At 64.1% G+C, this 26,227-nt stretch carries 26 protein-coding genes and 1 tRNA gene; 6 read left to right on the forward strand and 21 right to left on the reverse strand.

Annotated elements, in window-relative coordinates; genetic code table 11:
* Positions 1 to 575: 575 nt before the first annotated feature.
* Complete coding sequence (gene argE / locus RAD04_RS30785; RefSeq protein ID WP_461626806.1) at positions 576 to 1,748, forward strand: acetylornithine deacetylase; 1,173 nt, start codon at positions 576 to 578, stop codon at positions 1,746 to 1,748.
* A 231-nt stretch (positions 1,749 to 1,979) separates the two neighbouring features.
* Here argE and RAD04_RS30790 read toward each other — a convergent pair whose 3' ends face one another.
* From RAD04_RS30790 to RAD04_RS30800, 3 genes are all read right to left on the reverse strand, one after another.
* Positions 1,980 to 2,606 (reverse strand): LysE family translocator, encoded by a 627-nt coding sequence (locus RAD04_RS30790; protein WP_461626807.1) that lies wholly within the window; start codon positions 2,604 to 2,606, stop codon positions 1,980 to 1,982.
* 163 nt (positions 2,607 to 2,769) lie between these two features.
* A complete protein-coding gene (locus tag RAD04_RS30795) occupies positions 2,770 to 3,828 on the reverse strand; it encodes a phosphotransferase family protein (RefSeq protein WP_461626808.1) in 1,059 nt (352 codons plus the stop codon).
* 141 nt (positions 3,829 to 3,969) lie between these two features.
* Positions 3,970 to 5,205 (reverse strand): acyl-CoA dehydrogenase family protein, encoded by a 1,236-nt coding sequence (locus RAD04_RS30800; protein ID WP_461626809.1) that lies wholly within the window; start codon positions 5,203 to 5,205, stop codon positions 3,970 to 3,972.
* Between the two features lie 321 nt (positions 5,206 to 5,526).
* Here RAD04_RS30800 and RAD04_RS30805 point away from each other — a divergent pair, with 321 nt between their 5' ends.
* A complete protein-coding gene (locus tag RAD04_RS30805; RefSeq protein WP_461626810.1) occupies positions 5,527 to 6,189 on the forward strand; it encodes a TetR/AcrR family transcriptional regulator in 663 nt (220 codons plus the stop codon).
* A gap of 4 nt (positions 6,190 to 6,193) precedes the next feature.
* On the opposite strand, the gene RAD04_RS30810 is transcribed toward RAD04_RS30805, so the two are convergent.
* From RAD04_RS30810 to RAD04_RS30840, 7 genes are all read right to left on the reverse strand, one after another.
* Positions 6,194 to 6,586 carry a RidA family protein gene (locus RAD04_RS30810; RefSeq protein WP_461626811.1) on the reverse strand — a complete coding sequence of 131 codons (393 nt, stop codon included), beginning with the start codon at positions 6,584 to 6,586 and terminating at the stop codon, positions 6,194 to 6,196.
* A gap of 97 nt (positions 6,587 to 6,683) precedes the next feature.
* Complete coding sequence (locus RAD04_RS30815; protein ID WP_018322217.1) at positions 6,684 to 6,899, reverse strand: hypothetical protein; 216 nt, start codon at positions 6,897 to 6,899, stop codon at positions 6,684 to 6,686.
* A 211-nt stretch (positions 6,900 to 7,110) separates the two neighbouring features.
* Positions 7,111 to 8,340, reverse strand: coding sequence for a CaiB/BaiF CoA transferase family protein (locus RAD04_RS30820; RefSeq protein WP_461626812.1), 1,230 nt, complete (start codon positions 8,338 to 8,340; stop codon positions 7,111 to 7,113).
* 192 nt (positions 8,341 to 8,532) lie between these two features.
* Positions 8,533 to 9,738, reverse strand: coding sequence for an MFS transporter (locus RAD04_RS30825; RefSeq protein ID WP_461626813.1), 1,206 nt, complete (start codon positions 9,736 to 9,738; stop codon positions 8,533 to 8,535).
* Positions 9,739 to 9,872: 134 nt separating this feature from the next.
* Complete coding sequence (locus RAD04_RS30830) at positions 9,873 to 10,700, reverse strand: beta-keto acid cleavage family enzyme (protein ID WP_461626814.1); 828 nt, start codon at positions 10,698 to 10,700, stop codon at positions 9,873 to 9,875.
* A 121-nt stretch (positions 10,701 to 10,821) separates the two neighbouring features.
* The gene (locus tag RAD04_RS30835; RefSeq protein WP_461626815.1) at positions 10,822 to 12,219 is read right to left on the reverse strand and encodes an MFS transporter; all 1,398 of its coding nucleotides are present in this window, start codon (positions 12,217 to 12,219) and stop codon (positions 10,822 to 10,824) included.
* Between the two features lie 270 nt (positions 12,220 to 12,489).
* Positions 12,490 to 13,230, reverse strand: a complete 741-nt coding sequence (locus RAD04_RS30840) for an NUDIX hydrolase (protein ID WP_461626816.1) — start codon at positions 13,228 to 13,230, stop codon at positions 12,490 to 12,492.
* A gap of 101 nt (positions 13,231 to 13,331) precedes the next feature.
* On the opposite strand from RAD04_RS30840, the gene RAD04_RS30845 reads away from it, so the two are divergent.
* Complete coding sequence (locus tag RAD04_RS30845; RefSeq protein WP_183259022.1) at positions 13,332 to 14,372, forward strand: SPFH domain-containing protein; 1,041 nt, start codon at positions 13,332 to 13,334, stop codon at positions 14,370 to 14,372.
* The gene (locus tag RAD04_RS30850; protein WP_461626817.1) at positions 14,356 to 15,294 is read left to right on the forward strand and encodes a diacylglycerol kinase catalytic domain-containing protein; all 939 of its coding nucleotides are present in this window, start codon (positions 14,356 to 14,358) and stop codon (positions 15,292 to 15,294) included. The genes RAD04_RS30845 and RAD04_RS30850 overlap by 17 nt, the downstream gene beginning before the upstream one ends.
* A 23-nt stretch (positions 15,295 to 15,317) precedes the next feature.
* On the opposite strand, the gene RAD04_RS30855 is transcribed toward RAD04_RS30850, so the two are convergent.
* The 7 genes from RAD04_RS30855 to RAD04_RS30885 form a co-directional block, all read right to left on the reverse strand.
* Complete coding sequence (locus tag RAD04_RS30855) at positions 15,318 to 15,488, reverse strand: hypothetical protein (RefSeq protein WP_192859617.1); 171 nt, start codon at positions 15,486 to 15,488, stop codon at positions 15,318 to 15,320.
* 37 nt (positions 15,489 to 15,525) lie between these two features.
* Entirely contained in the window at positions 15,526 to 15,729 is a 204-nt protein-coding gene (locus RAD04_RS30860; RefSeq protein WP_091957567.1) for a hypothetical protein, read from the reverse strand.
* 67 nt (positions 15,730 to 15,796) lie between these two features.
* The gene (locus RAD04_RS30865; protein WP_461626818.1) at positions 15,797 to 17,134 is read right to left on the reverse strand and encodes a PQQ-dependent sugar dehydrogenase; all 1,338 of its coding nucleotides are present in this window, start codon (positions 17,132 to 17,134) and stop codon (positions 15,797 to 15,799) included.
* Positions 17,131 to 17,571, reverse strand: coding sequence for a DUF2231 domain-containing protein (locus RAD04_RS30870; protein ID WP_461626926.1), 441 nt, complete (start codon positions 17,569 to 17,571; stop codon positions 17,131 to 17,133). The genes RAD04_RS30865 and RAD04_RS30870 overlap by 4 nt, the downstream gene beginning before the upstream one ends.
* 218 nt (positions 17,572 to 17,789) lie before the next feature.
* The gene (locus RAD04_RS30875) at positions 17,790 to 18,629 is read right to left on the reverse strand and encodes a bifunctional allantoicase/(S)-ureidoglycine aminohydrolase (protein ID WP_461626819.1); all 840 of its coding nucleotides are present in this window, start codon (positions 18,627 to 18,629) and stop codon (positions 17,790 to 17,792) included.
* Positions 18,630 to 18,657: 28 nt separating this feature from the next.
* Complete coding sequence (locus tag RAD04_RS30880) at positions 18,658 to 19,158, reverse strand: ureidoglycolate lyase (protein ID WP_461626927.1); 501 nt, start codon at positions 19,156 to 19,158, stop codon at positions 18,658 to 18,660.
* A gap of 21 nt (positions 19,159 to 19,179) precedes the next feature.
* The gene (locus RAD04_RS30885; RefSeq protein WP_461626820.1) at positions 19,180 to 20,514 is read right to left on the reverse strand and encodes a C4-dicarboxylate transporter DctA; all 1,335 of its coding nucleotides are present in this window, start codon (positions 20,512 to 20,514) and stop codon (positions 19,180 to 19,182) included.
* A 204-nt stretch (positions 20,515 to 20,718) separates the two neighbouring features.
* Here RAD04_RS30885 and RAD04_RS30890 point away from each other — a divergent pair, with 204 nt between their 5' ends.
* The gene (locus tag RAD04_RS30890; RefSeq protein WP_461626821.1) at positions 20,719 to 21,609 is read left to right on the forward strand and encodes a LysR substrate-binding domain-containing protein; all 891 of its coding nucleotides are present in this window, start codon (positions 20,719 to 20,721) and stop codon (positions 21,607 to 21,609) included.
* 158 nt (positions 21,610 to 21,767) lie between these two features.
* On the opposite strand, the gene RAD04_RS30895 is transcribed toward RAD04_RS30890, so the two are convergent.
* Positions 21,768 to 21,841: transfer RNA gene (locus RAD04_RS30895), tRNA-Gly, on the reverse strand.
* Between the two features lie 330 nt (positions 21,842 to 22,171).
* Positions 22,172 to 24,577, reverse strand: a complete 2,406-nt coding sequence (locus tag RAD04_RS30900; RefSeq protein WP_461626822.1) for an ATP-binding protein — start codon at positions 24,575 to 24,577, stop codon at positions 22,172 to 22,174.
* 338 nt (positions 24,578 to 24,915) lie between these two features.
* On the opposite strand from RAD04_RS30900, the gene RAD04_RS30905 reads away from it, so the two are divergent.
* The gene (locus RAD04_RS30905; protein ID WP_461626823.1) at positions 24,916 to 25,629 is read left to right on the forward strand and encodes a substrate-binding periplasmic protein; all 714 of its coding nucleotides are present in this window, start codon (positions 24,916 to 24,918) and stop codon (positions 25,627 to 25,629) included.
* Between the two features lie 12 nt (positions 25,630 to 25,641).
* Here RAD04_RS30905 and RAD04_RS30910 read toward each other — a convergent pair whose 3' ends face one another.
* Together RAD04_RS30910 and RAD04_RS30915 are read right to left on the reverse strand one after the other, a co-directional pair.
* Entirely contained in the window at positions 25,642 to 25,845 is a 204-nt protein-coding gene (locus tag RAD04_RS30910; RefSeq protein WP_461626824.1) for a hypothetical protein, read from the reverse strand.
* A 21-nt stretch (positions 25,846 to 25,866) separates the two neighbouring features.
* Positions 25,867 to 26,049, reverse strand: a complete 183-nt coding sequence (locus tag RAD04_RS30915; protein WP_038950498.1) for a hypothetical protein — start codon at positions 26,047 to 26,049, stop codon at positions 25,867 to 25,869.
* Positions 26,050 to 26,227: the final 178 nt, after the last annotated feature.

A 26,227-nucleotide genomic window follows, 5' to 3' on the forward strand; every position in this document is an offset into this window, starting at 1 on the left:
TGCTCTCCCCGGGGAGCGTTGCACTATTGCCCCCGTCGCCTTGCGGATGGCTGACGGATGCGTCCGGTTGGACGACACCCATCACCGCAAGACTTGGCGCACAGACCCCGGGCGCCAGGACGACACGATTTTGCCGTACGCCGATCACACCGGTCGTGTGCGCGATACTTTCGCTCACGGCTCTCCGCCCTGCGAAAGCTCTTCGCGCCGATGTCACCTGCGTCCACCGCCGCCCGGCCCGCGTTCGTGACGATCGCGATACGCCCCTCTTCCTTGGGCCGGGTTGCCGCGACACATACGTCATTTCCGAATTTCGATAAAGTGGAATATTTTCGCCGCGGTGCGTTGACCCATTGCTGGCGTGTTTTGCCTGACGGGCAACGCAAGGGATTGTGGCCTTGTAGCCCGGATGAAGCGCAGCGTAATCTGGGGCCTTCGTGCTTCGTGACAGGACACCCGGATTACGCTGCGCTCCATCCGGGCTACGGGCCTATGTTGATTTGCGCAATCAGCCACCGCGTTGGTATGGTTCCTGCAAGCACTTCGGCTTCCCTACTCCCTGACAGAACGAGACAATGCCAAGCTCAAGACCCGACCGTATCCGCAAACTCCTCGCCGACCTCGTCGGCTTCGACACCGTCAGTGACCGCACCAACCTGCCCCTGATTGCCCATATCGAGAGCTACCTCGCCGCGTTCAGCGTCAAGGGCGAGCGCATCACCGACGCGACCGGGCAGAAGGCCTCGCTGTGGGTCACGATCGGCCCTGAAGATCGCCCCGGTTTCGTGCTGTCAGGCCATACCGACGTCGTGCCTGTCGTGGGCCAGGACTGGAGCCACGATCCCTTCAGCCTGATCGAGCGCGACGGCAAGCTCTACGGCCGCGGCACCACCGACATGAAGGGTTTTGTCGCAGTGTGCCTTGCCATGGTGCCGGAGATGCTGGAGGCCAAGCTCACAACACCGATTCATCTGGCGATCTCCTATGACGAGGAGATCGGCTGCGTCGGCGTGCGGCCGATGCTCGGCGAGGTCGCGAAAAAACGGATCACACCGCTCGGCGCCTTCATCGGCGAGCCGACCGAGATGAAGGTCATCATCGGGCACAAGGGCAAGCACGGCGTGAGCGCGACGTTTCGCGGGCTCGCCCGCCATTCCTCGATTGCACCCGACGGCGTCAACGCGATCGAATACGCCGCCGAGCTGATCGTCGAGATCCGCCGCCGCGCCGTGGCGCTCGCAGCCGTGCGAGCGACCGACAGCCTCTACGACGTTCCGCATTCGACGCTGCTCACCAGCATCGTGCACGGCGGCGCCGCGCTGAACATCGTGCCCGATACCTGCACGGTGGATTTCGAATGCCGCGGCATCGGCATCACCGAGTCCAGGGAGGTGACGGATGCGATCATCGCATGGGCAAAGGCCGAGCTCGAGCCCGCGATGAAGAAGCAGCATCCGGAGTGCGGCATCGATTTCGAGGAGATCCTCGACTACCCCGCGCTCGACACCGCCGCCGACGCCGCCATCGTCACGCTGGCCAAGAGCCTTGCAGGGCGCAACGACCACGCCAAGGTCGCCTTCGGCACCGAAGCGAGTTTGTTTGCCAGCATGGCCGATATCCCCTCGGTGGTGATCGGCCCCGGCTCGATCGCGCAGGCGCACACGCCTGATGAGTTCGTGGAGATGGCGGAGTTGGAGAAATGCGCGGGGTTTGTGGAGAGACTGATCGCGCATTGTGCGAAGAATTGAAAGCGTAGGGCGCGAATTGCGGGTCTCGTTTCCCGCCTCCTCGTCATTGCGAGGAGCCCTTGCGACGAAGCAATCGAGAATCCCACCGCGGAAACAGTCTGGATTGCTTCGCTGCGCTCGCAATGACGGCGCGCGCGGCGGCCTCCCATGGCCCGCATGAGCCAAACCACATGCGGGGCCGCTATCCGGGGATATCGCTTCGCTCACCCGGGCTATGGTGCCTCCGCTAGCTCAGCGATCCTGCAATGCCAGTCGCACGCCGACGGCGCAGTAGATAATTCCAACCACCTTGCCCTGCCATCTCAAGACGGCCGGATGGCGACGCAAGACATTGCCGAGACGGCCCGCACCAACCGCGAACACGATGGTGCTGAGCAGGCCGAGCAGCACGAAGACGACACCGAGAGTGGCAAGCTGAAGTGCCGCCGCGCCGTGCTCCGGCTTCACGAATTGGGGCAGGAATGCCAGGAAGAACAGCGCGGTCTTGGGATTCAGCACTTCGGTGAGCACGGCCTGCCGGAAGGCACGGCCCGCGCCAATCGCGGGCGCGGCGCCGTTCAACTCGATCGGCGCCTTGTCGAGCATGGCGCGAATGCCGAGATAGATCAGGAACGCCGCGCCGGCATATTTGACGATGCTGAACATCAGCGCAGATGTCGCGATGATCGCCGACAACCCAACGATCGCCATCGCGGTGTGGATCAAGTCACCGGCCGCGATCCCCGCTCCTGTCGCAATGCCGACCTTCGTTCCCGAGCTTGCCGCCCGAGCCATCGTGAGCAACGTCGCCGGACCTGGAATGAACACGAAGCCGAGCACGATGAGGATGTAGGTGATCAGGGTGGTGTGGTCGATCATGCACGGATCTCCCCGGGCGGATTAACGCGGCTTCTCGGTTCAAACACTAGCGTCTCTGGAATACTGGATTGCCCGCCTCGCGGGCAATGACACCGCGCGTTTGGAGACGGCGACGCGCCACAAACAAAAAAGCGCGGCCACAGCGGCCGCGCCTTCGTCATTCCTACACCGCGCCCGCCTTCTGCGCGTATTCCCATGAGGCCTGCGACAGCGGCACGGTGCGTTTGGCGGATTCGAGCGCCTTGGCGTTGGCGGCGGTGCCGTCGCGGACGCGGCCGGCGATGCCTTGCGTGATGCCGGCGAGACGGAACAGATTGTAGGCGAAGTACCAGTTGAGATCAGGCACCGTCATCTTGGTGACGTTGCAATAGATCTGCGCGGCCTCTTCCACGCTCGGAATGTTGAGCGCCTTGAGGTCGGCGCCCTGCAGGCCCGGCATGATCCACTGCATCAACAGGTAGGTGAAGTCGGCCATGGGATCGCCGAGAGTCGACAACTCCCAGTCCAGCACGGCCTGCACGCGCGGTTCCGTCGCGTGGAAAATCATGTTGTCGAGGCGATAGTCGCCATGGACGATCGAGACGCGCGCCTGCTCCGGCACGGTCTTGGGCAGCCATTCGGCGACCTTCTCGAACTCGGGAATGTGCTGCGTTTCCGACGCGCGATATTGCTTGGTCCAGCGGTCGATCTGACGCGCGAAATAATTGCCGGGCTTGCCGAACTCGCCGAGCCCGATCGCAACAGGATCATACATGTGGAGCTTCGCCAGCGTCTCGATCTTGCTGGTGAAGATCTTGCGCCGCGCATCGCCATCCTGGCTCGGCAGCGTCGGATCCCAGAACACCCGGCCCTCCTCCATCGACATGATGTAGAAGGCCGCGCCGATGACGCTGTCGTCCTGGCACAGCGCATAGGCGTGCGCGACCGGGAAACCCTGCTTGCCGAGCGCCGCGATCACGCGATATTCGCGATCGACCGCATGCGCCGACGGCAGCAATTTGCCGAACGGTTTTCGGCGCATCACGTAGGAACGGTTCGGCGTGTTCAGCCGATAGGTCGGATTGGACTGGCCGCCCTTGAACTGGAGCACGACCAGCGGCCCCTGATAGCCTTCGACGTTGTCGCGCATCCAGGCCTCGAGCCGCATCTCGTCGAAGCGATGACGCTCCTCGACCGGCTTGGTGCCCGAGAACTCTTCGTCTTTCCTGACGCCGTCAGCCACGATGACGCTCCCCTCTTCAGTCCTGACCATTTCAGGTCGAGCATGATCCTAATCGGTAACCGCTGACGCACTTGCGTCAAGCGGTCACCGCATCATGCCCTGTCGTTTCTTCAGATCGAGAGCGCCTCCCGGCCCTCCCTCTCAATGATTTGGAGAATTTGCATACTTCCGAACCTCGAGCCTGGCAATGGCGCGATTATGCACCTCGTCCGGACCGTCGGCGAGACGGAGCGTGCGGATGTGAGCGTAGTCCTTGGCAAGGCCCGCCTCGTCCGAGACACCGGCGCCGCCGAAAGCTTGGATCGCCTCGTCGATGATCTTCAGCGCCATGTTGGGCGCTGCGACCTTGATCATGGCGATCTCGGCCTGCGCGGTCTTGTTGCCGACCTTGTCCATCATGTCGGCAGCCTTGAGGCAGAGCAGGCGCGTCATCTCGATGTTGGTGCGGGCATCGCCGATGCGCTGCTCCCACACAGAGTGCTCGACGATCTTCTTGCCGAAGGCGCTGCGCGAGGACAGGCGCTTCACCATCTTCTCCAGCGCCTCCTCGGCCTTGCCGATGGTGCGCATGCAGTGATGGATGCGGCCCGGGCCGAGCCGGCCCTGCGCGATCTCGAAGCCACGGCCTTCGCCGAGCAGGATGTTCTCCTTCGGCACCCTGACGTTCTCCAGCAACACCTGGGCGTGGCCGTGCGGCGCGTCGTCGAAGCCGAACACCGGCAGCATCTTCTCGACCTTGATGCCAGGGGTGTCGAGCGGAACCAGGATCTGCGACTGCTGCTGATGCTTGGCCGCCTTGAAATCGGTCTTGCCCATCAGGATCGCGATCTTGCAGCGGGGATCGCCGACGCCGGACGACCACCATTTGCGGCCATTGATGACGTAATGATCACCATCCTTCTCGATGCGGGTCTCGATGTTGGTCGCATCCGACGAGGCCACCGCAGGTTCCGTCATCAGGAAGGCGGAGCGGATCTCGCCGTCCATCAGCGGACGCAGCCATTTGCGCTTCTGCTCCTTGGAGCCGTAGCGGATGAACACTTCCATGTTGCCGGTATCGGGCGCGGAACAGTTGAACACTTCCGAGGCCCAGGTGATGCGGCCCATCTCTTCCGAGAGCAGTGCGTATTCCAGATTGGTCAGTCCCGCGCCGCGGAATTCGTCGTCCTCATGCTCGGACGGCGGCATGAACATGTTCCAGAGGCCTTCGGCCTTCGCCTTCTTCTTGAGGTCCTCCAGGATCGGGATCACCTTCCAGCGCTCGCCGGCATGATCCTGCTGATCATAGATCGGCACCGCCGGGCGCACGTGCTTGGCCATGAAGGACCGCACGCGGTCGAGCCATTCCTTCTGCTTGGGCGACAGATCGAAATCCATGGGACGCTCCTCGTCTCTCTTCTGCGAAGCTGTTTGCTTCGCGAGCCTGTTTTGCGCCGGACTGTCCTCCCGCTGCGCGCAGCCCGCAAGCGCGCAGCTTGCGGACGCTTCGGAACCGGCTCCGCAAGTTGCGAACGAGTCCCGATTGCGATTGACATCTCCGGCCTTCAAACGATAGTTTCATACAACTGTTTGAATTGCAACTCCCTCGCTCACGACGTCATTCCGGGGCGGCCTGCAGGGCTGAACCCGGAATCTCGAAATGTGGGGCGAGATTCCGGGTTCTCGCTTCGCGAGCCCCGGAATGACGGGATGAAGGTCATGGCCAGCGATCATACGAGATCTGCCATTCTCGCCGCCGCCGAACGGCTCTACGCCGATCGCGGCTTCGGCGACGTGACGCTGCGCGACATCGTCGCGGAGGCGGGTGTCAACCTCGCCGCGGTGAACTATCATTTCGGCTCGAAGGACGAGCTGATCGCGGAATTATTCGTCACCCGCTCGATCGCCACCAACCGCGAGCGCCTGCGCGAATTGAAGGCGGCGGAAGAGCAAGGCGGCGGCCGTGCGCCGATCGAGGTGATCTTGCACGCGCTGGTCGGGCCGACGCTGCGCGGCTGCCTCGGGCCTGAGAACCAGCGCTCGACCGCAGCGCGCTTCATGATCCGCGCCTCGATCGAATCCGTGCCGCCGATCCGCCGCATCAAGAACCGCGAGATCGACCATTTGCGCAAATTCGCAGGCGCGATGCGCCGCGCCCTGCCCGACCGCAGCGACGTCGATATCTACTGGGGCCTCAACTTCGCGCTCGCCATGGCGCACCACACCATCCGCGAGAGCGAAAGGCTGACAAAACTGTCGGAAGGCAAATGCGACCTCGACGACGTCGGGGACGTCGTCGCGCGCGTCGTCAGCGTGGCGACGATGGCGCTGACGGCGGGAAAGGCCGAGACGAAGGCGCCGGCGAGGGTGGCGGCGCGGTAGTCCCTCACATCATCGCGATGCAGTCGATCTCGACGTCGAAGGGGCCGAACCATTCCGGCGTGCAGACGAAGATCCGCGCCGGCGGATCATCAGGGAAATAGCGCGCATAGATGGCGTTGAACGCGGCGAAATGTTTCGTCGAGGTGCAGTAGACGTTGCACTTCATGACGTTGTCGAGCGAGGCGCCGGCCACCTGGAGGCACAGCTTCATCTGCGCCATGATGATCTCGCTCTGCCGCTCGATCGGCATTTGCGCGATCTCGCCCGTCTCCGGGTCGAACGGCGGCAGGCCGGCGACGAAGATCATGTTGCCGGCGCGCGTCACCGGCGAGACCGGCGCGTTGCGGCGGTCGAGAAAGGTCGAGATCGGTTCGACGCGGAGCGCTTCGCGTTTCATGCAGCCACCTTCAGTTCAAGCGAGACCGACGGCTGACTACATTATCCTGCAGCCGGCATGCTTCGCTTCTAATCGAAGTGTGGTTGTCGCGACGGGTTCAGGCCCGCTGCGGCATCTCCTCGGCCTCTTCCTTGGCGAGCAGCAGCAGCATCTCGATGCCCATCTCGCCTTCCTGCGGCGAGCGGATGAACTTGATCTCCTCGGCACTCTGCCGCAGTGCGGCAACGATGGCGACGGCCTGATTGGCGGTGGCCGCCTCGGTCGCCAGAATTGCCTTCTGGTCCTTGGCCTGGAACCCGATCGTGTAGGACATCCATTTCCCTCCCGACATTAGTGGAGAGATCGAAACAGAGTCTGGCACGGAACGGAAGCCTGTGAGACTACGGACCGGAACTATCTGGGGATGGCGCGCAAGCTTCAGGCAAGCCCGAGCATCGCGCGCGCGTCCTCTGCGGCCGCCGCTTTGCTGCGAACCACCCTCTCCCACGAGGGAAGAGGGTAAGAACGCGCGCCGCTCCGCTAGCTTAGATGATCCCCTGCTGCTTCAGCGTCTCGATTTTGCCCGCATCATAGCCGAGCTTGCCGCCGAGGACCTCCTGCGTGTGCTCCCCTAACAGCGGCGGCGCGCGATATTCGGTGATGGGGGTGCCCGAAAGAGTCAGCGCGTTGCGGATCAGCGAGAGCTCCGGTTCGAACTTGTGCTCGGTCTTCACCCGCATGCCGCGCGACTGGACGTGCGGATCGGAAAACACCTGCTCGAAATTGTTGATCGGACCCGAGGGCACGCCGGCCTCCTCCAGCTTCTCCAGCCAGTGGGCCACCGGCTGCTTCAGGAACAGGCCGGCGAAGATCGCCATGATCTCCTTGCCGTGCACGACGCGGTCGTTGTTCTTAAGGAAGCGCGGGTCGCTCGCAAGCTCCGGCTCGCCGAGCACGGCGCAGGTTTTCCGGAACTGGCCGTCATTGCCGACCACCAGCATCAGTTCGCCATCGGTGCAGCGGAACACGCCGGCCGGCATGCCGCCATTGCCCCAAGTGCCGCGGCGCGGCGGCGTCTTGCCGTTGACGAGGTAGATCTGCAGCCAGTGCGACAGCGACGCAATGACGGTGTCGAACAGGCAGACGTCGATATGCTGGCCCTGCCCGTTATTGACGTCACGATGGTAGAGCGCCGAGAGAATCCCGATCGAGGTGTTCATGCCGGTCATGTAGTCGACGATCGACGGGCCGACCTTCATCGGGCCCTCGCCGGGCTCGCCGTCGATATGACCGGTGACGCTCATCAGGCCGCCCATCGCCTGCAGGATGGCGTCATAGCCGGCGCGCGGCGCATACGGTCCGGTCTGGCCGAAGCCGGTCACCGAGCAATAGATGATGCCGGGGTTGATCGCCTTGATCGTCTCGTAGTCGAGGCCGTAGCGCTTGAGATCGCCGACCTTGTAGTTCTCCATGAAGACGTCGACGTCCTTGGCGAGCTCGCGGATGATCGCCTGCCCCTCAGGCTTGGCGATGTTGACGGTGACCGACTTCTTGTTGCGGTTGGCGCAGAGATAGAAGGAATTGTTGTTGTTGGCCTTCCCTTCGGGGTCGCTGAGATAGGGCGGGCCGAAGGCGCGCGCGTCGTCGCCGGTGCCCGGCCGCTCGATCTTGATCACCTCGGCGCCGAGATCGCCCAGCATCTGGGCCGACAAAGGCCCGGCAAGCACGCGCGTGAGGTCAAGGATCTTGATGCCTGAAAGCGGCAGGGCCGACATGTCGATTTCCTCCGGGGAACTGAATCTTAGAGCTGATTTTGGCGCGGCGGCTCCAAGCGGGCCGCGCTCCCCAGCGGATACACTATTTTGGCGCCTTGAGCACTGCACTGGCGGCATGCGGCTATCCGCAGCTCCGGTAGCACGCCAATTCCTGTCCGCAACTTTCCGCGCCGCGAATATTGCCTGATCGGCTCAGGTCGCGGCCGCCGCCACCACCCGCGGCCGCCGCCGGCCGAGCAGGACCAGGATCAACACCGTCGCGCAGGAGCAGACGAAGGTGAGACCGAGCGCGCCGCGGCTGCCGAATTCGGTGAGCAGGCCAACGAGGAGCGGCGGCGAGATCGCGGACGCCAGATTGAGCGGCAGCGCGATCATCGACATCGCCTTGGCGAACTCGGCCTGGTCGTAGAACACGAGCGGGATGGTGGCCCGCGCCACCGCCATCGCGCCGCTGCCGGCGCCATAGAGCAGGATGAAGACCGCGACCGCCCAGGTCGCGCCTTCGCTCAGCATCAGCAGCAGCATCGCGACGGGCAGCGCGGTGCCCGCGACGAGCCCGGTCGTGATCCCGTCCCATCGCCCGCCGCCGAGGAGATCGAGTCCGCGGGCGCTGACCTGGATCACGCCCAGCATCGAGCCGAAGAGGAGCGCCTGCGCCGGCGCCAGCCCCTCCGCCCGCAACAGCTCGATCATGATGGCGCTGATGCCGAAATTGACGAAGGCGTTGAGCGTGATCGCGGCGACGACGAGGCCGAACGTGCTCCTCGGAATCGCAGGCACATCGGCAGACTTGGCCGGCGTGCCGCCATCGTCCTTCACAAGTCTCCGGCGCGGCGCCACGAACGCATAGAGCGGAAGTGACACGAGGATCAGCATGGCCGCGTAAACCAGGCACGTCCCGCGCCAGCCGAGGTGCCCGCTGAGAAACGAGGTCGTCGGCCAGAAGATGCTGCTGGACAGGCCCGTCACCAGCATCAAGGCCCCGATGGCGTTCTTGGCCTGCCGCCCCGCGATCTCGTTCAGCATAATATAGGCGCCGGTCGACAGCGTGGCGCTGCCGGCGATGCCGAGGACGATCCAGGCGGCGAAATAGAGCATCGGCTCATGCGCGAGAGACAGCAGCACGAAGCCCGGCGCGGTGACGACCGTGCCGACCATCATGACGGTCCGCGCGCCATGCCGCGCAAACGATTTGGCGAGCCACGGCGCGCACAGCCCCATCGAGACGTAGAGAACGGATGTCCCCGCGAACACCGCCGGCAGGCTCATGCCGAGATCGGCAGCGAGATCGCGCCCGACGATGGCGGGAAGGCCTATTGTACCCCAGCCAACAAGCTGGGTGATCGCGAGCACCAGCAGGACCCCGATGAGCCTGCTGTCAGATTTCAAGAACCGCATTCCAACCGTTGCCTGCCCGGCAGGCGCCGATCACGCCTGTGACACCTCTCTTAGCCGGAGACTCAGCGTGCGGGAACGCCGGCCGCCGAATGGCAGAAGGCAGCCCGGAGCATGTCAGGAGGAGGCAGTATCCCCTACCGCGCGATCCCAAGCAGGGATCGCGCCTCGGCGGCGGTCGCAACGCGGCGACCGTGGCGCGTGACAGCCTGGCAGGCGATGGTCACGAGCTCCGCATTGCTGGCGGCGAGGCGCGTCTTGTCGATCCTGATATTGTCCTCGAGCCCGGTCCGAACCGCGTCGGCGCCCCGCGCCAGCGCCCAGCCCATGACCTCGGCCTGGTGACGTCCGATCCCGGCCGCGGTCCAGGTCGCATGCGGGATCAGCCGCCTGAGCTCTGCCAGCAGGATGTCGAGGACATGCTCGTCGGCGGGCATCGCGTTCTTGACACCCATGACGAATTGCACGTGCGGGCGTGTGTCCATCAGCCCCGCCTCGATCAGGCGGCGGGCACCATGGATATGAGAAAGATCGAAGATCTCGATCTCCGGCCGGACGCCATTCGTCTGCATGCCGGTGGCGAGGGTCTCGACCAGGGCGGCGCTGTTCTCATAAACGATCGTCGGGAAGTTCACCGATCCCGTGGACAGCGAGGCCATGTCCGGCTTCAGATAGAGCGACGATCCACGCGCCGAGGGATCGCGGCCCCGCCCGCCGGTCGAGAACTGGACGATCATGCCAGGACAATGCTTCCTGATCCCCTCCGCTACCTTCGCGAAACGTTCGGGATCGGACGACGGCGTCTCGTCATCGTTGCGAACGTGGATGTGGGCAAGCGTGGCGCCGGCCTCGAAGGCCTCCTGCGTCGACTCGATCTGTTCGGACGGCAGAATCGGCACCGCCGGATTGTCCTTCTTGCGCGGAACGGAGCCGGTGATAGCGACAGCAACGACGACGGGGTTCATCCTGCAACCTCATGATGATCGCGCTCACGCGCACCAAGTTCGATCAGGCCTGACATAGCGCACGGAGCCCTGCCGCCGCAAACATCAATTGTCGCAGCGGCAAGGCTTCCTCGCGTCCGCGTCAGGTCTGAACTGCGGCCACACCGCTCGCCGCTTCCGCCCGCTGCCGCTCATAGTCGGCTCGGGCGATCGGAACGGCCTTGGGATTGCCGAGATCATCGATGCTGATCCGATAGGTCTCCCGGGCCGAGACGGCCGCCAGCGCCGCGATCACCGTGATGCCGAAGGCGATCGCGCCCACCGTCAAGGGAATGTTGGCCGAGCCGGGAGGCGCTACGATGGCGAACAGGGCTGGAAGCAACGCGGTGATGGTCGTTCCGATGTTCTGCGAGATCGCCATCGCCGACACCCGTGTGCGGGTCGGAAACAGCTCCGGGTAAAAGCTCGGGAAGATCGCGTTATAGCCCTGATAGACGACGCCCCACATCAGGAGCGACAGCAGGATCGCCAGCGGCACGTTCCTAATGCTGATGGCATAGAGATAGCCGAAGGCGAGCAAGCCGGAGAGCAGCGCGCCCACGACGATCGGAGGCTTGCGCCCGACCTTGTCGGAGAGATTGCCGACGAAGGGAATGACGAACACGGCCAGCATGTTTCCGAGGACCGGGATCCACAGATAGACGTCCTTGGCAAAGCCGATGCCGTAGGCCGGCTGCACCGCGTAGGCCGCACCGAAGATGGTCGCAACAACCGGAATGACATTCATCAGCGCCATGCAGATGACCCTGAGCATGTCGGGCCAGTTCAGCTTGATGGCCTGAACGATGGGCGCCCGCGGCGTTTCTCCCCGCTCGCCCTCTCGCGCAAAGGCGGGGGTCTCGTCGACTTCGCGGCGAATGATGTAGCCCGCGACGATGACGAAGAAGCTGAGCAGGAAGGGAATCCGCCAGCCCCAGCTGTTGAAGGCGTCGGTCGGCATATAGGCCGCCAGCGGCAGGAAGACCGCGGCTGCGAGAATTTGTCCAGCCTGTACGCCCTGAAGGGCGAAGCTTGCATAGAAGCCGCGTCGACCGAACGGCGCATGCTCCAGAATCATCGAGCTTGCGCCGGAGATTTCGCCGGCAACGGCAAATCCCTGCACGAGGCGCAGCATGACGAGCAGGATCGGCGCCAGGATGCCGACCTGCTGATAGGTCGGCAGGATCCCCACGGCCATGGTCGAGATGCCCATCAGGAACATGCAGACGATGAGGACGGTCTTGCGGCCATGGGTGTCGCCCCAATGTCCGAGCACGAAGGCGCCGATCGGCCGGGCCACATACCCAACGCCATAGGTCGCCAACGATGCGACGATCGCGACCGTGGGATTGTCCGACGGGAAGAAGATTTGCGGGAAGATCAGCGACGCAGCGGTCGCGTAGATGAAGAAGTCATAATATTCGAGAGCCGACCCGATCCAGCCGCTGGCAGCAGCCTTCCTGGACTGACTCATGTCGTGGATCGCGCGCGTGGTACCCATCACAAAAGTTCCTCCCGATCTGTTCGTTTGTTGGCGTCCCGTTGGCGGGCTTCGCTGGACAATTGGACAGCAATCCCCGGGCGCTCTGCGGAGCTCCGCGAGCGCTTGGCACTGCCGGTCGGTGTCTTGAGTGAGGACGACAGTAGGCTTTCGCCGGGCTAACACAATTACCCAGTTATGCGATAAACCTAACATGATGTTATCAGGGCTAAAGGGCCGGAGCCGGCCGTCCTGCACGCTGACCGACGGCTCGGCATGCCGCCGCGGAATTCATTCCGGCGGATTGAAAGTGCGCACGAAATACACGGGATCCCGGCCCTTCCTGAGGCGATAAAGCTGAGCTGGACGGTTCGGGCCGCGCCGCATCTTTGCGACCGGCTCGATCATGTCAGCCGACAGGATCCGGGTGCGGAAGGCGCTTTTCTCGAGCGGGCGGTCGAGCACGATCTCATAGACGCGCTGCAGATCCGGCAGGGTGAATTCCGGCGGCATCAGATAGGCCGGCAGTGAGGTGTACTCCACCTTGTTGCGCAGGCGCTGGATTGCGGTTGCCAGGATGTCGCCGTGATCGAAGGCGAGCTTGTCCTTGAGCCTTCCGCCTCGAATCGGAAACCACCGCGCATCGTTCGCCAGCACGCCTGCTTCCGCCGGGATCAGCGCGAAATAGGCGTGCGTCGCCGACCAGCCGCGCGGATCGCGCGTCGCGCTTCCCCAGCTTCCGAGTTGCTCCAGATAAGGGCTGGTGACCCCGGTCTTCTCCCTCAGCTTGCGGGCTGCGCAAGCCGCGAGGTCGCGGTCCTTCGTGACGTCCACGAAGCCGCCCGGCAGCGCCAAGCTGAGCGGAAACGGCTCGCCCTCGCCGGCCGGGCGCTGCATCAGCAGCACCTGAAGGCTGTCGTCGAGGATCGTAAAGATCACGACATCGACCGTGGTCAGGGGGCGCGGAAAGTCCAATTCTCCTGACTTTCCAAGGCCCTTGCCAAGGTCCTTGCTCCGCCCCTCACCTGCCATCGCCAATCTCCCCTGTTCGGTCTTGACAGTAGCATAGTTAGTTGTACAGTCCAACTTACTTAGTTGCTCAGACACACTTATTGCAGCCGTTGGAGAAATACATGTTCGGCGTCAGGTTCATCAAGGCCCAGCCCACCACCTATCTGATGAAGTATCGCGCCGGCGCGATCGTCGCCGAGGGTGCTGGTCTTTCCGCGCTCTATTACGCGCCGGTGACCATGCTGGTCGCGGTGCCGATCGGCAGCCGCGACGCCTCGTTCATCTTCGAGCAAACCGCGCGCGACTTTCAGACGCTGACCGTGCAGGGTCAGGTGACTTATCGCGTCAGCGACCCGAAGAAGGCGGCATCGATGCTCGACTTCACCCTGAAGGCTGACGGCAAGACCTATGCGAGCGATGATCCGGAGAAGCTGCCGGAGCGCATTCTCGGCACGGTCGAGGTCCTCGCCCAGCAAGCGGTGAAGGAGCTGACGCTGAGGGACGCATTGCAGGCGTCCGATCGCATCGCCGACATCATCGCGGGCGGATTGAGGGCGCGCGCCGACATCGCCGCTCTCGGTCTCGAAATCCTCGGCGTGTCGATCCGCGGCATCAAGCCGACGCCGGACACCGCAAAGGCGCTGGAGGCACAAGCGCGCGAGGCGATCCTGAAGAACGCAGACGAAGCCATCTTCGCCCGGCGCAACTTCGCCGTCGAGCAGGAGCGCGCCATTCGCGAGAGCGAACTCGACACCGAGATCGCGGTCGAGCAGAAGAAGCGGTCAATTCGCGAGACCCAGATGGATGCCGAGGCGAGCGTTGCAGCAAAGCGCAATGAGCTGCGCGAGGCCGGCATGGCCGCGGACATCGTGCTGGAAGGCAAGCGCAAGGATTTCGTCGGCCTCAACGCCGAGAACACCAGGACGCTGGCCGACGCCGAGGCCTACCGCGTCGGTGCGCTGATGAAGATCTTCGAGGGCGTCGACACCCGCGTGATCCAGGCGCTTGCCGCCGCCGGCATGCAGCCGGGTCAGCTGATCGCGCAAGCCTTCTCCGGCATTGCCGAGAAGGCCGAGAAGATCGGCCAGCTCAACGTCTCGCCGGATCTGCTCAGCCAATTGATGGAGAAGCCGAAGGAGGCCGCCAATGCCCGCCGCCAATGACCGCAAGGTGGTGCTGGTGACGCGCAAGACCAGGCTGGAGGACCTGATCGCGCGCCACCTGACGGCGGCGCAGGCGCGCTTTTATGTCGAGCATCCCGGCGCCGACTTCTCCGACTATGAGTGCGAGCACGAGATCTACCGGGCGCAGCGTCACACGACGCTGCAAGTGCTGGAGCAATGGGGCCGCTATCAGGTCATCGACCGCGGCTTCCTGCCGAACTTCCTCTTCGGGCCTGATGACATCGTGGTCGCGCTCGGCCAGGACGGCGTCGTCGCCAACACGATGAAATATCTCGACGACCATCCGCTGATCGGGCTCAATCCGGATCCCGCGCGCCACGACGGCATCCTCCTGCCGTTTGCGCCGTGCGACCTCGCAAAACTCCTGCCGGAGGTCGCCACTGAGAAGCGCAGCAGCCAGGCGGTGACGATGGCGGAAGCACGGCTCAACGACGGCCAGGTGCTCTACGCCGTCAACGATTTGTTCATCGGCGCCCGCACGCATGTCTCCGCGATCTACGAGCTTGCGACCGGCGGGGCGACGGAACGGCAATCTTCGAGCGGACTGATCGTCTCGACCGGGCTCGGATCGACCGCCTGGTTCAAGAGCATCGTCACCGGCTCGCTGGCCATCGCCGGAAGCCTTGTTGGGCAGCCTCCCCCGCTGACCGGTTACGAGGCCCTGCCCTGGGACGCGCCGGAGCTGCGCTTCGCGGTGCGCGAACCCTTCCCGAGCCGCCATTCGCAGACCAATCTCATCTGCGGCCGGCTCGCTTCCGCGGATCAATTGCGCATCCGCTCGCTGATGGCGGAAAACGGCGTCATCTTCAGCGACGGCGTCGAAGCCGACCGCCTCGACTTCAACGCGGGTGCCGAGGTCACGATCGGGATTGCCGCGCGGCGCGGACGGTTGATCGTCTGATCATGTTAGGCCGCCAAGCCGCCTCACGCGGTGTGGCCGGGATCGACGTGCTTCGGCGTCTTCTTCTCGCGCTGCGGCGTCATCTTGGCCGGATCAGGCGCACCGGGCACGCCGCGGGGACCCAGCTGTTCGCGCTGGATGTCGTCCTCGGAACGGGAAGGCTCGACGCCGTTCGGCTCACGCGGCTTTGTCATCGCGGCCTCCTTCTCGAATGCTGCTTCGTGTTCGGCTCTAGACGCCGAGCGCGTTGCCACCGGCTTCGCGTCCGGGCACGCTGACCTGGACTTCATGTCCCTCACGAAGCGCGAGGGATGCGGCGGCGACCGCCGATTCGAATGCAGCCTCCTTGGTGGCGTATGTATTCTTGACGTCGCCGTCGTGCAGCACGCCCCATTCGTCCTGCACCGGCACGATGGCATATTGAGCAAGGCCCATTGTCCAACTCCTGGCTAGAGTTTCAGAATTTGGCTTTCACCGTCTGTCCGATAACGCGCCGGCGGGCCTATCGTTGCGTCAGCTGCGGATGCGCGGCGGTGACGCGCCACACCGTGTTGCCGCTGTCGTCTGCGACCAGCAAGGCGCCTGATTTGTCGATGGCGACGCCGACGGGCCGGCCGCGCGCCTTGTTGTCGCTGTTGAGGAAGCCGGTCACGACGTCCTGCGCCGGTCCGCTCGGCTTGCCATCCTTGAACGGCACGAACACGACCTTGTAGCCGTTGAGCACCTGCCTGTTCCAGCTGCCATGCTCGCCGACGAAGGCGCCACCACGATAGGCGGCCGGCAGGCTGGAGCCGGTGTTGAAGACCATTCCGAGCGGAGCGACATGCGAGCTCAAGGCATAATCCGGCACGATCGCCTTGGCGACCAGATCCGGCCGCTGCGGCTTAACGCGGGGATCGACATGCTGGCCGTAATAGCTGTAGGGCCAGCCGTAGAAGCCGCCGTCCTTCACCGAGGTCATGTAGTCAGGAACGAGATCGGGACCGAGTTCGTCGCGCTCGTTCACCACCGTCCACAACGCGCCGGTCTGCGGCTCGAAGCTGAGCCCGTTCGGATTGCGCAGGCCGCTTGCGAACACGCGCCACCGGCCGGTGGCACGATCCACCTCGAGGATCGCCGCGCGGTTGTGCTCGGCCTCCATGCCGTTCTCGGTGATGTTGCTGTTGGAGCCGACACCGGCATAGAGTTTCGAGCCGTCGGGGCTCGCGACCAGGCTCTTGGTCCAGTGATGATTGATCGGCCCGCCCGGCAGCGGCGTCAGCACCGTGCCCGGCGCGGTGATCTTCGTGTCGCCTTCCGTGTAGGGATATCTGACGATGGCATCGGCGTTGGCGACGTAGAGGTCATTGCCGACCAGAGCGATGCCAAACGGCGAGTTGAGATGATCGAGAAAGACGCTTTGGGTATCCGGCACGCCGTCGCCATTGCTGTCGCGCAGCAGCGTGATGCGGTTGCCCGGCCCGGTGTCATTGCCGCCCGAGGTCGCCCAGGACTCGATATAGCCCATGACGATCTCCTTGGGCCGCTTGATCCCGGCCCCCTTCGGCGCCTTGGATTCCGCCACCAGCACGTCACCGTTGGGCAGCACGTAGATGAAACGCGGATGCTGCAGGCCGGTCGCGAAAGCCTTGACCTGCAGGCCCTCAGCCACAGTCGGCGTCTCGTCCTTCTTCCAGCCGACGATGCGCGCGATGTGGACCGGCGGCAGCAGATATTGCTTGATGTCGGGCAGTTCAGGGTTGGCGCCGATTTGCGCCTTGGGGTCGCCGCTGCCGTCGTCGCAAGCAGCCAAGAGCAGCAGTGAGGCGCACAGCAGCGCGCGGCCGATCGAGAACGTCATCGCGCAACTCCTACGCCGTGGCGATAGACCATGGCCCAACCAAGCCAGCCGGTGACGGGCAGGATCAGCACGGTGATCACCGAAAGTACGAGCCCCGTCGGCCACACCGAGGTCCAGGCATCGCGGGTGTGGATCAGCAAGTTGACGATGGCCAGGATCAGCGCCACGGCATTGCCGATCAGATGCGGCCAGGCCGGCGTCTGCGCCCGCACCAGGCGGTTGCCGAGGAAATCAATCAGGCCCGCGATCGCCGCTAGCACGCCAAAGACAACGCCGACGAGCAGAAGCCAGGCGGAAAAATCCGCCCACATGATCTCGGCGCTGGCGACATAGGCGATGTCGGTCAAGAGCGCCCCGACAAAGGATGCGATCGGTATCGGCACCAGCATCGGATGAATGGGATGACCCGCGATCTGCGCGGTGGTGCGCACGCGCATGTCGTCTTGCACGGTGGACCTCGTGACTTTCGGCCTGCCCGACCGGCCAACTCACGCGCGGAGTGATGGTTCCTGCAACCGCTCGATGGCACGGACGGATCCGCGGGTCGGCCTGCCGCACCAACTGAACGTCTGCGGCCCAGCCCGAATCGTCGGGGCATGCCCGAGGCCGACTTGCCCGAAGAAGTCGATTTGCCCGGAATCAACGCCGCTCGGGCTCAGATCAGCGGAGGTCCCTGCCGCAAATTCATGTGCCGGTTGACGTCCTTGTAAAGGAGATAGCGAAACCGACCCGGGCCTCCTGCGTAGCACGCTTGCGGACAGAAGGCGCGCAGCCACATATAGTCCCCGGCCTCGACCTCGACCCAGTCCCGATTGAGACGGTAGACGGCCTTGCCCTCGAGCACATATAATCCGTGCTCCATGACGTGCGTCTCTGCAAAGGGGATCGTCGCACCCGGTTCGAACGTGACGATATTGATGTGCATGTCGTGTCGCATATCGGCCGGATCGATGAAGCGCGTGGTAGCCCACCTCCCCTCAGTGCCCGGCATCGATACTGATTCCAAGGAGTCTGCATTGGTCACGATCACCTCGGGCTGGGCCAAACCCGGCACGCGCTGATACAGCTTGCGGATCCAGTGAAGCTGCGCCGGGCTCTGGCCGCGGTTACGAACGCTCCAGGCGCAGCCAGGTGGCAGATAGGCGAAGCCGCCGGGCCTGAGCTCGTGTTCCCTGTCCGCCAATTTGACGACCAATCTGCCACCCACAACGAACAACGCCCCTTCGGCGTCCTTGTCCGGCTCGGGAATTTCACTTCCTCCACCCGGCGCCATGTCCATGAGATAATGCGAAAACGTCTCGGCGAATCCGGAGAGCGGTCGCGCCAGCACCCAGAGCCGCGTGTCGTCCCAGTGCGGCAGGTGGCTGACGACGATATCGCGCTGCACGCCGTTGGGAATAACGGCGTAGGCGTTCGTAAAGACCGCCCGGCCACTCAGAATATCCGTCTGGGGCGGAAGGCCGCCCTGCGGGACGTGATAGGTTTGCGATGACATCACCAAGCCTCGTGGACGTTATCGGGGGTCAACTTGCGGCTCTGCCGAGATCGAGTTGCATGTTCTCGTCCAGCCGATATTCTTCGAGATTGTCACCACCACCCTTTCGATCGACGACGAGGAACGAGCTTGCGTCCTCGAGAACCAGAAGCGGGTGGTGCCAGCAGTTTCGGGCATAATTCACGCCTTGCTTGCCATTGGCCGCAAACGCCCGATAGCTCGATGGCGTGCGCGGATCCGTGCAAACGACGACCAGCCAGTTTCCTCCGCTCAAGGGCATGAACAGCTGGCTTCCAAGCGGATGGCGCTCCATCAGGCGGATGGCGATCGGCGTGGGCCGCGCGGAGGCGACAAACCAGCTGATGTTGATCTGTCCGCCTTCCGCGCCGACATCGATATTGGCGAGTCCGTTGTAGCGCGCCGCATATCCCTGATTGATCGACAGGGGCGTCAACCCTTCCGTTTCGACGACTTCGCCAAACGGAGCGAATGCCTGCCGCGTCAAGGGCTCAATCGGGAGTGTCGTCATCTCAACCAAACGCCTCTGCCTTCAACTCGTCTGCAGGCCCGCGACGGGAGCGGTCGCGCCGGCCGGATCGATCTGCAGAGACTCGCTGGAAGGAACGATCTCGCCATCGAGGATGCGCTGCGCCTTCGCGCGATCGAGGTCGCCCTCCCACGAGGCGACGACGACCGTGGCAACGCAGTTGCCGACATAATTGCCGAGCGCGCGGGCGATGCCGATGAACCAGTCCACCGACAAGATGAGCACCAGCCCTATCGCCGGGATGGCCGGAATGGCAGCCAGCGTCGCCGCGAGGACGACAATGGCCGATCCCGGGACGCCATGAGCCCCCTTGGAGGTGAGCAGCGCGACGCCGAGGATCGCCAGGAGATCGCCCGTGGCGAGCGGCGTGTTCGTCGCTTGTGCAATGAAGACCGCCGCCAAGGTTAGGTAGATCGAGAAGGCATCCAGATTGAACGAGTACCCTGTCGGAATGACCAGACCGACCGTCGAGCGCTTGATCCCGAGCTGTTCGAGCTTGCGCATGGTCTGCGGGAGCACGCTGTCGCCTGCGGCCGTGCCAAGAACGATCATCAGCTCTTCACGCAAATAGACGAGCAGCTTGAACAGGCTGAATCCCGAGAGCCGCATGATCGCTCCGAGCACGACGATCACGAAGAAGAACACCGCCAGATAGAACAGGGCAACGAGCCCCCCAAGCTGCTTGAGCGAACCGATGCCGTACTTGCCGACGGTGAACGCGATCGCACCGAAGACTCCGAGCGGGGCGAGTCGGACGACGAAATTCATCATCTTGAAGATGATCTCGTTCACCCGCTCGACGAATTCGATGACCGGCTTGGCGCGCTCGCCGCACAACGACATGGCGCAACCGAACATGATCGAGACGATCAGGACCTGCAAGACGTCGCCAGTGCTGAAGGCTCCGACGATCGTCGACGGGATGAGCTTCATGAGGAATTCGGAGACGCCCCCGCCGGCGACCTGAGCCGCGGTCTGGCTGAACCCGCTGAGCGCCTTGGCGTCCAGAGTCCTTGGGTCGATGTTCATTCCGGCGCCGGGCTGGAAATAGTAAGCAAGCGCAATGCCGAACACCAAGGCGATGGTGGTGACGATCTCGAAATAGAGAAGCGAGCGAATGCCGACCCTTCCAACCTTCGAGAGGTCGCCGGCCGCCGATATTCCCTGCACCACGACGCAGAACACGATGACGGGCACCAGCATCTTGATGAGCTTAATGAAGCCGTCACCCAGGGGCTTCATCTGCAACGCGGTGTCCGGATAGGCCATGCCGAGAGCAATGCCCGCCGCCAGGGCAACGACCACTTGGAAGAAGAGTGACTTGAAAATCCTGGGCATGGCTTTCCTCGCTCGCTGGGCTTCCTTTGGTCTGGCTTGGTCGGCCTGAGCCTTCGCCATTCTTGTCGTTGGCGGTGACGTGAAATCGCCGCGGATGGAGCCGTTCGGTCGCCGCATTGCGCGAGAAGTCTCCATCGGTCATTCGTTGACCAGCCCCGCGACCAAGTCCAATATATAGAACGACACGATTGATAGGGTTTCGCTATGGATCTGCGCCAGCTCAGGTACTTCATCGCGGTTGCCGAAGAGCGCAGCTTCACCCTCGCCGCCCGGCGGCTGAACCTCTCGCAGCCGCCGCTCAGCCAACATATCCAGGCGCTCGAGGCCGAGCTCGGGACCCAGCTCCTCTACAGGACCAGCCGCAGGGTCGAGCTGACGCAGGCCGGTGAATCCATGCTGGTGCGGGGGCGCGCGATCCTGCAACAGGTCAAAGTCGCCGAAGACGAGGTTCGGTCGATAGGCGCTGGCCTGATCGGAACGCTGGATGTCGGAGCGACCGGCTCCATCCTGCGCGGTCGCCTCGCAGAGCTGCTCGCGGCCTACCGGAAGGTTGCACCGCTGGTGAAGATGACGGTGCATGAGCAGGCGCCGGCGTTCCAGATCGCGGCGCTCCTCAGCCGTACCACCAACATCTGTCTCATTCGCGGTGTCCCCGCCGAACGCGATTTGACCAGCAAGCTGGCATGGCGCGAAGAGGTCGTTCTCGCAGTGCCCCGCACCCATCGGCTGGCGCAACGCAAGCGCATCGCCCTCGGTGACCTGGCCTCCGAGGATCACGTCGTCCTGGATCCGAACAGCTCCGAGTTCGCGCGGTACGTTCAGAAGTGCTGTGTCGACGCCGGCTTTCTCCCGAAGGTATCCCAGCAAGTCGTCGACGCCCAGTCGATCCCAAGCCTGATCGCCGCAGGTTTCGGCGTGGCACTCGTGCCGCAGTCGATTGGGCGGTTCACGACGACCGACATCGTGTTCCGCCCGATCAGGCCCTCACCGCCCACGGCCGATGTGTTTCTGGTGTTCAGGGAGGACGAGACGTCGATGGTGGTGCACAATTTCATCAGGCTCGCTCTTCGATACCTCAACCAGCGAAGAGCCTGAGCCAGGTCCATGTCATCGATTATGTCTGCGATGGTCGTCGACGCAAGCGGTTGCGGCCTATCTGCAAGACGACGACGAGGCGAAGTAAGACGCGCACATTGGCGAAGCGCGAGGTGTCGCGATGAAAAGTCTTCGACACGCTAAGCCGTTGAAAATGTTGGAGCGGGTGAAGGGAATCGAACCCTCGTATTCAGCTTGGAAGGCTGCTGCTCTACCATTGAGCTACACCCGCGTTACGGGCTCCCTAACACGGCCGGGCGGCGGTCTCAACTGTTCAGGAGGTCGCTTTTCGGCGCGTCCTGAGCCCTCGCGAATCGCGCCCGGTTCCTCCGGAGCCGCCGCCCCTTAACAGCGGCAGCAATGCCCCCTATATTGAAATCTTCCGAAACCAACGAAAGGAGGTGATCCAGTGTCTTTTACCAAGCGCTGTCACCTCGCTGGGATCGCCCGCTAAGTTCTAGATAAGGGCTTGGCATCGGGGCGCTCTCAGCCCTGGACCAGCGAGCAAGAAATCGGGCGCGACGGGGCTTCCCCGCCGCGCCTTTTCGTCGGGGAGCGCCGCTCAGGCCGGCGGCTCGCCCGCAAGCACCTCGCGAATCTTCTGCGACAGCTCCGACTTCCGGTAGGGCTTCCTGAGCAGCGCCACGCCGGGATCGAGATGGCCTTCGTGGACGATAGCGTCGTCGGTGTAGCCGGAGGTATAGAGCACCCTTGCTCCCGGCCGCCGGAGCCGGACCGCGCCGGCCAATTCCCGTCCGTTCATGCCGCCGGGCATGATGATATCCGTGAACAGCAGGTCGAATTTGGCGCCCTGGTCGACCAGCGCCAGTGCGGACGCGCCGTCGCCGGCCACCAGCGTGCGATAGCCGAGGCTGCCGAGCCGGGCGATGACATAGCCCTGCACCAGCGGATCGTCCTCGACCACGAGGATCGTTTCGTGTCCGCGTGCCGTGTCGAGCGCCTGGACCGGCGCGGTCCTGGCCGGCGCCTCGCCCTTCGACCGCGGCAGGAACAGCCGCATCACCGTGCCGCGCCCCTCCTCGCTCTCGACGACGACGGTGCCGCCGGTCTGCTTGGCAAAGCCGTAGACCATGCTGAGCCCGAGGCCGGTGCCGCGGCCGACGCCCTTGGTGGTGAAGAACGGCTCGAACACGTGCTCGCGGATGTCGGCGGGGATGCCGTGGCCGGTGTCGGTGACCGCGACCATCACGAAGGCGCCGCGCATCGCATCGCCGTCGCCAGCAGCGTCAGTGTCATCGAGCTCGCAGTTCGCGGTCTCGATCGTGAGCTTGCCGCCGCCCGGCATCGCGTCGCGCGCGTTGACGGCGAGGTTGACGATCGCGGAGGAGAGCTGCGATGGATCGGCCATCGCGGACCAGGCGTCGTCGGCGAGCCGGGTCACGATCTCGATATGGGCGCCGAGGATCGGCCTCAGCAGCTTCGCGGTCTCGATCACGAGGGCGTTGACGTCGATCTCGCGCGGCTCCAGCGGCTGGCGGCGCGCGAAGGTCAGGAGCTGCGAGGTGATCTCCGCGCCGCGCGCGGCCGCATCGTCGATCAGCTGCGCGATCGCGGCGAATTCAGGCTTGTCCGCAAGCCCCTCCTGGATGATCTCGATGGTGCCGGTGATGACCGTGAGCACGTTGTTGAAGTCGTGCGCGACGCCGCCGGTGAGCTGGCCGATCGCATCCATCTTCTGCGACTGGCGCAGCCGCTCCTCGGTCTCGTGCTGCTCGGTGAGGTCGGTCGCGGAGCCGCGATAACCCATGAAGCTTCCGTCGGCGGCGAAGATCGGCTGGCCGTTGACGCTGAAATGATGCATCCGCCCGGTGATGTCGCGGCCGCGATATACGAACTTCCGGAACGGCTCGTGGCGGTCCAGCATCGCCATGTGCGCGCGCCATTTCTCGGGCTCGGCGTCGCTGCCGGACGCGGCATCGGTGCGGCGCTTGCCGATCAGCGCCTTGTTGTCCATGCCAAAGACGCCGGCCCGGTCGGATATGTAGGTGAACCGATGGTCCGGTCCGGTCTCCCAGAACCAGTCGGACGCGGTCTCGGCATAGTCGCGGAAACGCTCTTCACTCGCACGCGCGTCCTCTTCGGCGCGCTGGCGGACCTTGAGGTCGCGCTCGAGATTTGCATTGGCCTCGCGCAGCTCGCCATAGGCCCGCTGGAGGTTCGCGCACATGGCGTTGAAGGCGTCGATCACCTTGTCCAGCTCGTCGGCATCGTAGGGCGGCCGGCGCTCCAGGCGCAAAGGCGGCGGCGGGCGCGCCAGGCTGTATTTGCTGACGAAGTCGGCGATGGCGACCAGATGCCGCGTCACCAGCAGATGGAACATGTAGATGATGAACAGCGAGACGAGGAACGTCTTGGCCGCCTGGCTTGCCAGGATCACCAGCGCGCGGTTCAGCAGATGCTGGTAGACGTCGGTCAGCGTCGCCTCGACGTGGAGCACGCCGATCTTGCGTGCGGTCCCCTGCACGATGGTGTTCAGCGGATAGTCGCGCGTCACGACCGAGCGGGTGCTCGGCTCGCCGATGGCGAGACGGATCGGATTGGGACGGTCGGCAATCTCGCGCACCTCGACGGCGCGGATGTCGGGCAGCCGCAAGATACCGTCGAGCTGGAGCTTGAGCTGGTTCTGGTCGAGATTCCACAGGCTCTCGCCGAGACTGCCGGTGGTGCTGCGGCCGATCTCGTCGAGCCTGGTCTCGATGAGGCCGACCTCGCGATCGTAATCGAGATAGAGCTGGAGCGCGGTCAGCGTCAGCGTCACGACCGAAGAGAACAGCAGCACGGCGGCGAGCAGGCGCGGCCCGACGCCGCTGCGCGACCAGTTGAAGAGCCGGGACAGCAGCGCGGCGAACATCGAAGGCGCGAGCGCGGTGCCGATCAAATCCTGCTTCGCAGCCGCCGGTGCAACTGCGCGGCCGCGATTGGAGTCCTCGTCACCAGCCTTGGCCATGCACCACATCCCCGGAAATGGCGGCACGCTGCGGCCGAGCGGTCGCAGCCTCGAGCATTTCGATCGTCGAGACTTCCCCTTCCCGCGATGCGATCCCGTCGGCCGATTTCCTGTCAACCCCTGGGCGGCTCGAGGTCGGCGGGGTCATATCTTGCGTCCGGCAGCAGGATTGTCGCGCAAGCTATCACTTCGCGTGGTAGAATGACATCGGTGAAAGTCCGGAAGTCGCCTGCACCTCGGGCGGGGAGTGACCGCTATGGCCACGCGCAGGACCGGTCTCCGTAGATCGGGCGGACATCGGAACCCAGCGGTAGCATCGGGCAACGAGGAGGCGCGTCATGTGGCGGATTATCGTCGCCTGCCTGTCACTGCTTGCAAGCAGCCCATCGCCGGCGCAGGAAGTCATCCGCCTGGCGCGCATCGCCGACATCCCCGATCAATATGTCGGCGGCGAGATGCTGCGGGCCGTTTACGCCAGGCTGAACATCAGGCTGGAGTTCGAGGACGTCCCCGGCAAGCGCGCGCTCGCGCTGTCGAGCGCCGGCGCGGTCGACGGCGAGATCCAGCGCATCGGAACGCTCTCGCGCGACTACCCGACGCTGGTCCAGGTCACGCCGGCGATCAACTATATCGAGCCTGCGGTGTTTGCGACGAAACTCCGGTTCGACGTCGCCGGCTGGGATTCGATCAGGGACTACAGCATCGGCATCGTCCGCGGCGTTGGCTCCTCGGAGGCCGGCACGCGCGGCATGGCCCGCGTCACCGCGACCACTGGCCTCGACAACATGGTCAGGATGCTCGATGCTGATCGTTTCGACGTGATGGTCACCGACCTCTTCAGCGGGCTCGCCGCGGTGCGCAAACTCAATCTGCAGGCCAGGATCCACCCGCTCTCGCCGCCGCTCGAGCGCATCCACATCTACCATTATCTGCATGAACGCCATCGCGACCTGGTGCCCGAGGTCGGCAAGGTCATCGCCCAGATGGAGGCGAGCGGCGAATTGGCGGCGCTGCGCGAGGCCCTGGTCAAGCAGGTCTTGAACGCCCTGTAACGGGCCGCCGGCTCAGCCCACGCGAAGCCGCTCGCGCAAGGCGACGGCGGCGATCAGCATGCCGACGCACCAGGCCACGACTGCGCGGTGAGGCTCGCCGCCGAGCAGCACCGTGAAGATGCTCGTCAGCAGGCACGGCACGATGACCTTGCCCGTCCGGCTCGTCAGTGCGAGCAGGAACGGCATTGCCGCGATCGATATTTGCAGGACGTCCATTTGGAAAACGGGCGCGAGGCTTCAGAAGCCGCAAACACCGAGCGCGCGCGGCCGCTTGCCGCGCCGGCTTTCGACGATGCGCTCACCGCCATTCTCGGCCGAGCTGCCGTAATAGCGGTGATGGCCGCTTTGGTCGTGCAGATCGGCCGTCTGAGATTGTCCGGCCCGACGTGCGTCGCAGATGATCTTGATGTGACCCGACATTGCCGCCTCCAGCAGAAATCTTGTTGTTTGTGGTCATCAGTCGCGACCACTTCCGGCGGCGTTCACACGGCAACGCCGCAATCGGGTTTCAGGACGGTTTCGTCGCGGCCTGGCTACGCAATATTTTGTGCTCGAATTCTTGTTTGGGGATTGTCGGCATCGCCTGCGGTGCTACGTC

Source organism: Bradyrhizobium sp. 25ACV (assembly GCF_054863005.1).